This window comes from Desulfosporosinus fructosivorans (genome assembly GCF_004766045.1).
Taxonomy (GTDB): Bacteria; Bacillota; Desulfitobacteriia; order Desulfitobacteriales; family Desulfitobacteriaceae; genus Desulfosporosinus; species Desulfosporosinus fructosivorans.
On record NZ_SPQQ01000034.1, the window covers coordinates 1 to 10116 of the forward strand.

At 43.2% G+C, this 10116-nt stretch carries 10 protein-coding genes and 1 rRNA gene; 10 read left to right on the top strand and 1 reads right to left on the bottom strand.

The annotated features are described in order from the left end of the window. Window positions 1-99 (top strand): 5S ribosomal RNA (gene rrf, locus E4K67_RS29315); the annotation flags it as partial. Window positions 100-145: 46 nt separating this feature from the next. Here rrf and E4K67_RS29320 read toward each other — a convergent pair. After that, window positions 146-706, bottom strand: coding sequence for a DUF3102 domain-containing protein (locus E4K67_RS29320; RefSeq protein ID WP_420841601.1), 561 nt, complete (start codon window positions 704-706; stop codon window positions 146-148). Between the two features lie 1001 nt (window positions 707-1707). Between E4K67_RS29320 and eutS the strand changes: the two genes are divergently transcribed. The 9 genes from eutS to E4K67_RS29365 form a co-directional block, all read left to right on the top strand. Beyond that, window positions 1708-2046 carry an ethanolamine utilization microcompartment protein EutS gene (eutS, locus tag E4K67_RS29325; RefSeq protein WP_135553227.1) on the top strand — a complete coding sequence of 113 codons (339 nt, stop codon included), beginning with the start codon at window positions 1708-1710 and terminating at the stop codon, window positions 2044-2046. Further along, the gene (locus E4K67_RS29330) at window positions 2046-2495 is read left to right on the top strand and encodes a EutP/PduV family microcompartment system protein (RefSeq protein WP_135553229.1); all 450 of its coding nucleotides are present in this window, start codon (window positions 2046-2048) and stop codon (window positions 2493-2495) included. The genes eutS and E4K67_RS29330 overlap by 1 nt, the downstream gene beginning before the upstream one ends. Further along, on the top strand, window positions 2476-3912 hold the full coding sequence (locus tag E4K67_RS29335; RefSeq protein ID WP_135553231.1) for a sensor histidine kinase: 1437 nt from the start codon (window positions 2476-2478) through the stop codon (window positions 3910-3912). The genes E4K67_RS29330 and E4K67_RS29335 overlap by 20 nt, the downstream gene beginning before the upstream one ends. Next, window positions 3909-4478, top strand: a complete 570-nt coding sequence (locus E4K67_RS29340; protein ID WP_135553233.1) for an ANTAR domain-containing response regulator — start codon at window positions 3909-3911, stop codon at window positions 4476-4478. The genes E4K67_RS29335 and E4K67_RS29340 overlap by 4 nt, the downstream gene beginning before the upstream one ends. Window positions 4479-4792: 314 nt before the next feature. Further along, window positions 4793-6163, top strand: coding sequence for an ethanolamine permease (gene eat / locus E4K67_RS29345; protein ID WP_135553235.1), 1371 nt, complete (start codon window positions 4793-4795; stop codon window positions 6161-6163). A 52-nt stretch (window positions 6164-6215) separates the two neighbouring features. Beyond that, a complete protein-coding gene (locus E4K67_RS29350; protein WP_135553237.1) occupies window positions 6216-7628 on the top strand; it encodes an ethanolamine ammonia-lyase reactivating factor EutA in 1413 nt (470 codons plus the stop codon). Between the two features lie 24 nt (window positions 7629-7652). Continuing rightward, window positions 7653-9017 carry an ethanolamine ammonia-lyase subunit EutB gene (locus tag E4K67_RS29355; protein WP_135553239.1) on the top strand — a complete coding sequence of 455 codons (1365 nt, stop codon included), beginning with the start codon at window positions 7653-7655 and terminating at the stop codon, window positions 9015-9017. A 12-nt stretch (window positions 9018-9029) separates the two neighbouring features. Then, window positions 9030-9908, top strand: a complete 879-nt coding sequence (gene eutC / locus E4K67_RS29360) for an ethanolamine ammonia-lyase subunit EutC (RefSeq protein WP_135553241.1) — start codon at window positions 9030-9032, stop codon at window positions 9906-9908. Between the two features lie 57 nt (window positions 9909-9965). Further along, window positions 9966-10116 (top strand): BMC domain-containing protein (locus tag E4K67_RS29365; protein WP_135553243.1); only part of this gene is annotated, 151 nt, incomplete at its 3' end.

The window sequence follows — 10116 nt, forward strand, 5'->3', positions numbered from 1 at the left end:
GGGGTTCCACCCGTTCCCATCTCGAACACGGAAGTTAAGACCTCCAGGGCCGATGATACTTGGGGCGCAAGCCCCTGGGAAAGTAGGTCATCGCCAGGTAAACAAGCAAAAGCTATCTCTTAGGAGATAGCTTTTTTGTGGTGAGTTATACTGTAATATGGGGCCGGGGTTCCACCCGTTCATCCACACTGCCGGAGTCTGCGTTACGAGTCGCAATGTGGCGAAAGGCTCGTCCGACTTTCGACCTCCAGGGCCGATGATACTTGGGGCGCAAGCCCCTGGGAAAGTAGGATCCACACTGCTGGAGTGTCTGCCGCAGCTCCCGCTTGCTCATGTTCCCAACATCATTGTCCGCTATAAATTGATCCCGGTCCTCTACCGGGATCCCAAAAAGGATGAGCTCTTGGGTGTAGTTCAAATGGTGCATCGATGCACCATTTGGGCTCTCTTCCTCGTCAGGGGAGGAGAGTATAGACCCGTACTCCCGGAAGATTTTCATCAGTCTGCTGGCCGTGCTCCGGGAGTAACTCATGGATTCAGTCAGCCATTTGAGCCACTCCCCATGGGGTATCAGCTCTTTGGCTTCCGTCAGACGCCTTCCGATCTCCACGGCATTGGTAAGCAGCATTTTGCCGCTTTCTTCCTTGATAACGTTAATCTCGGACGCAATTTGCTCAGGCGTCCTGTTGGAAATGGCCATCTTCATACCGGCTGCCCATCCTTTTTTCGGAATGTCTTTTCAGATACCGTTATAGGATATGCCGAGCCCCAGACAAATGTGAGGGTTATTCACCCATAAATAAATGCGGTTTGGACAAAGATGCTTCTCAACAGTAACCATAGTACAAGCAAATCCAGACTATATACAACCCTGCCGAATCCATCGGCCTCTGGATCAGGGGGGGAGGGAAAAAGAGATGGCTATCGTTGATAAGCCGTAAGGAGCATCTCATTTAGGTTAGAGGTGGTCCTTATACTTCGTTTTATCAGTAAAGGAAGGTGGCAAACGAAACGTCCCCTTGCCATCCTCACCAGTAAAAATAACCCCCTTGGATCTTTGATATTTCCGGGCCTCTGACTGCTGGAACAATCCTCTGGAAATAGTGTGTATTAATTATGAAAAAAAAGACGAGTGCTGATTTAGCATTCGTCTAATGTTTGTTCATCATAAGGCCAAAGCCAATTTCCAAAGTAAGTCATGAATCCCCAAAAAGATTTTAAAGCACCCATATATTGACCCTCCTCTTTCCTCAATGTGAGATAATTGGTTTAAAATGAATAGGACTAATTAGAAAATTCTGTTCATAAGTGGTATTAAACTTATTTTAACCTCCTTAATAGAATTTGTAAATTATCGAAATTTATATCTCATAATTAACAAATCCTATGAACCTTCAGTACGATTGCAATATTTAATATTTTTAAAGGTAAAACAAGTATTATTGTCGAATTGAATATTCTTATATTATTCAACGTTTTTGTTCACAATTTTAGTAGGGAAGATTGAAATTATTCCTTTATTTGGTACTTATTATGGTCAATGCTAATAGGTTTTAATCTCCTTAAAGCGATCTTAACGAAGTAGGATATAAATGATGCAGGATTTTGATCATTGTCGACGAAAAGAGTAGTACTCGACTTTACATAGATAGACAGATAGATAAAGCAAGTAAGCAAGCAAATTGACAGAAATGGTGGCGATTTACAATGGTTGAAAAACAACGCATGATTCAAGAGTATGTTCCTGGAAAACAGGTGACCATGGCTCATATCATACCGAATCCCCAAGGGGATATTCACGAACGCTTAGGAATAATGACTAAAGGAGCCATCGGAATTATGACCATAACCCCGAGCGAGGCAGCAATTATTGCAGCTGATGCAGCAAGTAAAGCTGGGGATATTGAACTGGGATTTTTAGATCGTTTCACAGGGTCTTTAGTGATTACTGGAGATGTTTCCAGTGTTGAAGCGGCCTTACATGCCGCTGTAAATACCTTAGTTAATATACTAGGATTCACTGCAGCTGAGGTGACTAGAAGCTGATGGGTAAAATACTGCTCATTGGGGGAATCGGTGTTGGTAAAACCTCTTTAAAACAAATGCTTATGAATGAACATGTTAGCTACAGAAAGACACAAGTGTTAGATTTTTCTCAGCTCTTTATCGATTGTCCAGGCGAATATCTTGAGATACCCCGTTTCTACCATGTCTTGATTGATGCAAGTCACCAAGTTTCAGAGATCTGGGCGCTTCAAGACGCTACAAAACAACGAACTTTTTATCCACCTAAGTTTGCGAAGGTTTTCAATAAACCAATTATAGGAATTATAACAAAAGTAGATTTAGCACAAGCCAATGTGGAGCAAGCGTCTTCCTATTTGACGTATGCAGGAATTCCAGAACCCTTCTACCCAACTTCAATTATTGATGAGAAAGGATATGGACCTTTGCGCATGCGATTGGAGGCGTTAAATGAATTCCGAAACCATTAGGGAGCTGTGTAAAGAATACACAAATCTTTCTCAAGCTGATGTTGAAATATTAGAAGCCATGGCTTTACAGATCCCGTATACATCCGAACTGACCGGGACTGATATCTTTATTGATGCGCCGTTGAAAGACGGGGTAGATGCAGTAGTACTAGCTTGGGCTTGCCCCAAAAACCATTCATTATATGGTCATAGTGTTGTTGGAGAATTTGCTTATGCTACAAGTGAACCAGCAGTTTATCGGACGATTCAAACTGGTATGACGAGTCGAAATGTGCGAGGGGTTAGTCAGGAAGGAATCCCCATTGCTCAGACGGTAGTCGCGATACGTAACATCAAAGATAATGTGATTGGTACACTAATTATGGAGAGAGATATTTCGGAAGAATTACGGCAGGAAGAACAGGTTGAGTTTCTGACTCAAACTGCCGAACGACTGAGTAACACTTTGATGTACCTGTCAATGACAGGGTCACAGTTTGAAAGTTGGGTCGGAAACGGAATATTTGTCTTAAATAAATTAAGCAAAATTACCTATGTTAATAAAAAAGCTGCAGATATTTATAAAGAGTATCATGGCTTTGAGGCGCTCGGGCAGGATTTCTTGTTTAGTATGTTTAATTGTTCTACATTAAATGAACTGTTAGATAATCTTGAAAATCCAGTCGAGTTTTGTATTCTTCATAAAAGCTATCTCTTTGAGGCCTATCCCTTGGTGACCTATGGAGATCTAAGTGGATGTGTTATATCATTTAGAGATATAACAGACCTTCGCAAAAAGGAAAAAGAACTAAGTGCTAAAAGCACGGTTATCAAGGAAATTCACCACCGAGTTAAAAACAATCTGCAAACAGTTGCCGCTTTGCTCCGTTTGCAGATGAGAAGGTCGGATTTAGACGTTATTAAGACTGAGTTCTTGGCAAGCATCAATCGCATTATTTCAATTGCCATGGTCCATGATGTTTTTGCTTGTCAAAACTGTGACTCGGTTGACTTAAGAGAACTTTCCCAACGCATTCTTTGTAGTTTATTAGAATGTTCCCTGTCACCTGAGCAGAGTATTGAGGCTCAGGTGGAAGGACAAACCCTGCACTTGCCAAGTATACAAGCTGTCCCTTTAGCGTTAGTCATTAATGAACTATTGACGAACAGTTTTAAACATGGGGTTCGTTACGTAGAAAAAGGTGTTATCCTCTTATCAATCACCGAAAAAAGAGGAACGATATGCATTACAGTAAGAGATAATGGACCAGAACCAGACTTGCCCTTTGATCCAGTGAAACAAAGGCGCCTAGGTTTACAGATTGTAGATTCACTAGTGGGAGACCAATTAGGTGGAGAATTTAAAATGGAACGTATTGCAGGAATGACAATTGTAACGGTTAGTATACCAACACCTAGTTCGGGGGGGCAGTTATGAGCGAACTATCCATTTTAATTGCGGATGATGAGGCACTGATTCGCTTGGATATTAAAGAGATGTTGCAAGGAGCTGGACATATTGTTTGCGGTGAAGCGAACAATGGCCTGAAAGCTGTTGAATTGGCTAAATCGCTCACTCCCGATTTGGCAATTCTCGATGTGATGATGCCAGGGTTAGATGGACTCGAAGTTGCGAAAATCTTACACTCTATGAACATTCCTGTTTTATTGCTTACTGCCTACAGTCAATCCAAATTTATTAACCGCGCAGAGAAAGTAAGCGTCTATGGCTACCTTGTCAAACCAATAACGGAACGAGATCTTTTACCTGCGATCCAAATTGCCTATGCGCGTTGGAAAGAGATGCAAGATGTCCGCTCTAAGTTAGAGACAACTCAGCAAGAGTTACAAAGTCAAAAACTAATTTCCCGTGCCAAGGCCATCCTTGCAAGTTGCGAGGGAATCAGTGAATATGAAGCTCACCAGTTACTGATTCATCGGGCTATGGATCTTCGAATTACTGCCGTTAAACTTGCTGCACAAATTGTTAAGAAGGAAGCTTAGGTAGCTAACGAGCGTGATCGAAGTCGAAAAGAATTATTATTAGAATTATTATGAAATTAATACCCACCTAAGCAGGAATATTGTGATAGATAGCGAACTATTATTAAATATAGATGGAGACTTGCTCTGCCCGTCAGAGACGTTTGTTCTTACAAAGGAATAGTGGGCAATAAAGCCCTTTATTACATCCTGGTTTCCGGGATGTGATAGAGGGCTTTATTTTTTTAAAAGCTAAGAAAGGAGAGAAAAGACACGAGAAATCTCTACTAGGTATCAAGTATCTCATCTATTAGTATTAAAAGGAGGTTTTAAGGGTGACAACAGAGACTAAATTAGTGACCCCCGGAACAGATGGAAATGTACATTTATCCCGAGTACTAAAACCAATTCATTTATGGGCTCTTGCCGTAGGCTTAGTCATCTCGGGAAACTATTTTGGCTGGAGCTACGGATTTGGAGCAGGTGGGCCTATGGGGTTAGCCCTAGCGTTAATTCCAGTGACGATCTTTTATGTAACCTTTATTTTATCGTACTCTGAGCTGGCAACGGCAATACCCCATGCTGGTGGCCCTTCTGCGTATGCGCGTAGAGCAATGGGACCATTTTGGGGATATATGAATGGTATCAGTTGTTTAATTGAATTCGTGTTTGCTCCGCCTGCTATTGCTTTGGCTGTAGGTGGGTACATTAACTTTCTCGTTCCATCCGTACCAACCTTAACGGCAGCAGTCGCCTCCTTCTTATTTTTCATTTTTGTGAACTACTTGGGAATGAAAACCTCAGCTATGGTAGAATTAGTGGTCACCGTTATTGCTCTTGTTGGTTTAGTTATTTTCTGGGTTGCCGCAGCTCCTCACTTTTCCATGGCAAGAGTCATGACAGAACCCCTTCTTCCTTTTGGAATGAAAGGAGTCATGGCAGCTGTTCCTTTTGCAATCTGGTTCTATCTCGCTATTGAAGGCGGAGCCATGGCTGCCGAAGAAATGGTAAATCCGCAGAAAGATATCCCTAAAGGTTTTCTAAGCGGTATGGCAACCTTGATGATTATGGGCTTCCTAACCCTCTTCCTGACTGCAGGTATTGCAGATTACAACTTAGTTTCAGCAGTGGATTTCCCTTTGCCCATTGCTTTAGCCCAAGTCTTCGGCGATAATGCCTTTATTGTTGTTTTAGTTAATATAATTGGTTTGTTTGGCTTAATTGCATCACTGCATGGGATTATTGTAGGGTACTCCCGTCAGACTTATGCAATGGCTCGAACCGGTTATTTGCCCAAATTCCTCGCCTATGTTGACCCTAAACGTCATACTCCAGTCTGGGCATTGTTAATTCCTGGACTCGTTGGACTGGGTGTCGTTCTTACGGGTCAGACAGCAATCGTGATTACCATTGCAGTTATTGGCTCGGTTGCTCTGTATATGCTTAGTCTAATCAGTTTGTTTATCTTACACGCCAAAGAGCCTAATCTAAAAAGGCCCTTTAAAGTATGGTATCCAGTAATCCCAGCTATTAGCTTTATTATAGGTATTTTTCTGACTATAAGTGTCATTATTTCAAGTGTAGACGCTTTGAAATGGGCAGCTCTAGTTTATGCCATTGCTATCGCCTATTACTTTATTTGGGGTAACAAAAATATCAGACCTTTTGAAGAAGAGTTTGGTGTTTTAGATGATCTGGATGCCTAATGTGCATTTAGGGAGAGGAGCCTTCTGAAAAGAATGGCGTTAAAGAAACATCATGGCTAAAGAGATGACATTAGTCAGTGTGGGGATCGATGTCGGAACAACAACCACTCAGTTGGTCATTTCGAGGCTCACCTTAGTCAATGTAATGCCTGGGAGTCAAGTGCCAAAGGTAGAAATCACTCATAAAAGCATTACGTATATGGGGAAAATTCACTTTACTCCATTTGAAGATCGTCAACATGTTGATGGTACCGCACTACGCGAAATTGTCGCGAAGGAATATGAGAAGGCGGGAGTGAAGCCGGAGCAGATTGACACTGGGGCCATTATTATTACTGGGGAGACCGCTAAAAAGGAGAATGCCTCGGAAATCATTCATGCTTTAGCAGATTATGCGGGAGATTTTGTCGTAGCGACGGCTGGGCCAGATCTCGAAAGTATTATCGCTGGTAAAGGATCGGGAGCCGAGGCGCTCTCCAAGCGCTTACATGCGTGTGTTGCCAACATCGACATCGGCGGAGGGACTACGAATATCGCTTATTTTGATCGTGGTAGGTGCATAGGGACAGCATGTATTAATGTTGGTGGTCGGCTTTTTGAGGTTGATCCACTGACCCATCGAATAAATTATATTTCTGCCCCAGGTCGGGCGATAATGAATCATTGTTGTCCGACCACTTCCCAAGCTCAAGGTGGGGACGAATTAGTTATGATTAAAACCTGCCTACAGAGTATGGTAGAATGCGTCGAACGGGTCATTTTTCAGGAACCTCTACTCGATCAAGACCTCTCCCTAGTAATGACGAATTTGTTACCAGATGTTAAGCTTGACGGAGTCGTCTTTTCTGGAGGAGTTGCCAAGTATATCTATCTTCCTGGAATTAAAGAATGGTGGATTCATGGGGATGTAGGGCCTCTTTTAGCAGAAGCGTTTACTAAAAGCCGTATTCATTCATCGTTTTCCATCCATGAGGGATCGGAGACGATCCATGCCACCGTGCTCGGGGCGGGAGCCCACACCGTGAACGTATCAGGGTCTACTATTACGGTTAGCAAGCATACACTACCGTTGCGTAATGTACCGGCCGTGTACCCTGAATTAAAGGCTAATGGAAAGTTCTCGTGGCTTAAATCTTCTGAGAACTATATCGACTCTCTCTACCACACGCTGGCGCTGATTGTCCCACCATTGCCCAATACGGACTTTCTAACGATTCTTTCCCTAGCAGAAACTCTAGCCTTCGAATTACCCTTAATAAAGGGAGAGCCTAAAGTGATCATTGCCCAACAAGATATAGCTAAAGTGCTTGGACAAACTATGCAAAGACTTCTTCCGGCTACGCCTTTGGTTTGTTTGGATGGTATTGAACTTGTCTTTGGAGATTTCTTGGATATTGCTAAACCATTACCAGATCAAGATGCAGTGCCTGTGATTGTCAAAACTTTAGTTTTTGCTCCTAAATAGTCTCAATAGAAGGGATGTGAAATCGTGAATCTGAAGACACGACTTTTTGGTCAAACTTTTAATTTCAAAGATGTCAAAGACGTTCTGGCGAAAGCGAACGAAATTAAGTCAGGAGATATTCTCGCTGGAATTGCGGCTGAAGACGCCCAAGAGCGGATCGCTGCCAAACGAGTGTTATCGGAATTAACTTTGGAAGATTTGCGGAGGAATCCGGTCATTCCACTTGAGGAAGATGAAGTATCACGTATTATTGATGCCGATGTCAATGAACCCATTTATCACACGATTAAAAATTGGAGTGTTGCAGAGCTTCGAGAGTATGTCCTGAGAACTGAAACCACTGGATCTGCCCTTCATCGGATCAGCCGCGGTCTCACCTCAGAAATGGTCGCTGCAGCTGCTAAACTTATGAGTAATCTCGACTTGATCTTAGGTGCTGCCAAAATTCAAAATCTGGCTCATTGTAATACGACGATTGGAAAAGCAGGCTGCCTTGCTTCCCGACTCCAACCGAATCATCCAACGGATGGAGTGGATGGGATTTTGGCCAGTTTACGTGAAGGCTTGTCCTATGGAGTTGGGGACGCGGTGATTGGACTCAATCCTGTGGACGATTCCGTTCCAGCTACTATCCGTAGCTTGGAAACTCTTTATCAGTTTGTTGAAGAGTGGAAGATTCCCACCCAAATTTGTGTTTTAGCGCATATCTCTACTCAGATGAAGGCCCTGCGAAAAGGGGCTCCTGTTCACCTGTTATTCCAATCCATTGCAGGATCACAAACAGGAAATGAAGCCTTTGGAGTTACTAAAGACATTCTTGATGAAGCGTATGCTCTAGGGTTAAAAGAGGGGCGCGCAACTGGACCCAATATTATGTATTTCGAAACAGGGCAAGGCTCAGAACTTTCATCTGAGGCTCACCATGGTGCTGACCAAGTGACCTTAGAGGCCCGTTGTTACGGGTTAGCCCGTCATTATAACCCTTTTCTAGTGAATACCGTTGTTGGCTTCATCGGTCCGGAATATCTCTATGATACACGGCAAGTTACAAGGGCAGGCCTTGAAGACCATTTCATGGGTAAACTCACGGGCTTACCAATGGGCGTCGATGCTTGTTACACTAACCACATGAAAGCAGATCAAAATGATATTGAGAATCTCGCCACGCTCCTTGCAGCGGCTGGTTGTACGTACTTTATGGGCATCCCAATGGGGGATGATGTCATGTTAAATTATCAGTGTACTAGTTACCATGACATTGCGACTTTAAGAGAATTATTTAACTTACGACCACTACCTGAGTTTGAGGCTTGGGCAGAATCGATGGGAATCCTAGCCAAGGGTAAGCTTACGGCCCGTGCTGGTGATGCAACAATATTCACAAGGTAAGGGGGGATAAATATGAGCCTAGAAGATAGTGTTCGCTTGATCGTGGAAGAGTTGCTTAAAGGGTTGGAGAAGGAACAAAATCAAAGTTCAAACAGTGCTTCACCATTAGCAAACACACCGATTATTGACGAATGTCAGATAACAGATTTAGCAGAAATCGATTTACAACGCTATTTACAAGTACCCAATCCAGTCAATAAGGAACTTTATGAAGAAATGAAGCTTTCCACTCCTGCTCGAATTGGAGTTTGGCGTAGTGGACCCCGTCCTTTGACAGATACGTTACTTCGTTTTCGCGCAGATCACGCAGTAGCGCAAGACTCCGTACTTGGCGAAGTTCCAGAGGATTTTCCAGCAAAATATAGTATGGTTTCGATTCAAACTCTTTGTCAGTCGAAAGATGAATATCTTACGCGACCAGATTTGGGAAGGAAACTTGATGAGGAGAATATTGAGATTCTCAAAAAAGGGTGCCCAAAAGGTGCCATGGTTCAAATTATAGTGTCCGATGGACTTTCCAGTAAAGCCGTTGAAGCTAACATTCCCAATCTTCTTCCAGCCTTAACCCAAGGCCTAGAAGGAATGGGTGTGAAATTGGGAACTACAATCTTTGTTCGACATGGAAGGGTTGCCGTGATGGATACAATCGGCGAAGAGTTAAAGCCAGAAGTTGCTGTGATCCTGATCGGAGAACGCCCCGGTTTGGGAACTGCTGAGAGCATGAGTGCTTATATGGGATATAATCCAAGACTAGGCATGGTCGAGAGTGAGCGAACTGTGATCAGTAATATCCACAAAGGTGGAACTCCCGCGGCGGAAGCAGGTGCGCATCTGGCTAGTTTAATCAAAAAAATATTGGATGTTAAAGCATCTGGTGTGAAGCTTGAGTAAACGGACTTACTTAGAGTAAAAGGATTAACATTGAAATAACGAAAGGAGACTAACAAAATGGCTATAAGAGACGATATGGTTGCGCTAGGAATGGTAGAAACCCGAGGAATAGTGGGAGCAATCGAGGCGGCCGATGCGATGGTCAAAGCGGCGAATGTGACCTTGATCGGTAAGGTAAAAGTAGGGGGAGCCTTAGTCACAGTGATGG

Bases quoted from the DNA above. Each gene is read 5' to 3' on its own strand.
- E4K67_RS29320 (WP_420841601.1), bottom strand. From the start codon at position 706: ATGAAGATGGCCATTTCCAACAGGACGCCTGAGCAAATTGCGTCCGAG.
- eutS (WP_135553227.1), top strand. From the start codon at position 1,708: ATGGTTGAAAAACAACGCATGATTCAAGAGTATGTTCCTGGAAAACAG.
- E4K67_RS29330 (WP_135553229.1), top strand. From the start codon at position 2,046: ATGGGTAAAATACTGCTCATTGGGGGAATCGGTGTTGGTAAAACCTCT.
- E4K67_RS29335 (WP_135553231.1), top strand. From the start codon at position 2,476: ATGAATTCCGAAACCATTAGGGAGCTGTGTAAAGAATACACAAATCTT.
- E4K67_RS29340 (WP_135553233.1), top strand. From the start codon at position 3,909: ATGAGCGAACTATCCATTTTAATTGCGGATGATGAGGCACTGATTCGC.
- E4K67_RS29350 (WP_135553237.1), top strand. From the start codon at position 6,216: ATGGCTAAAGAGATGACATTAGTCAGTGTGGGGATCGATGTCGGAACA.
- eutC (WP_135553241.1), top strand. From the start codon at position 9,030: ATGAGCCTAGAAGATAGTGTTCGCTTGATCGTGGAAGAGTTGCTTAAA.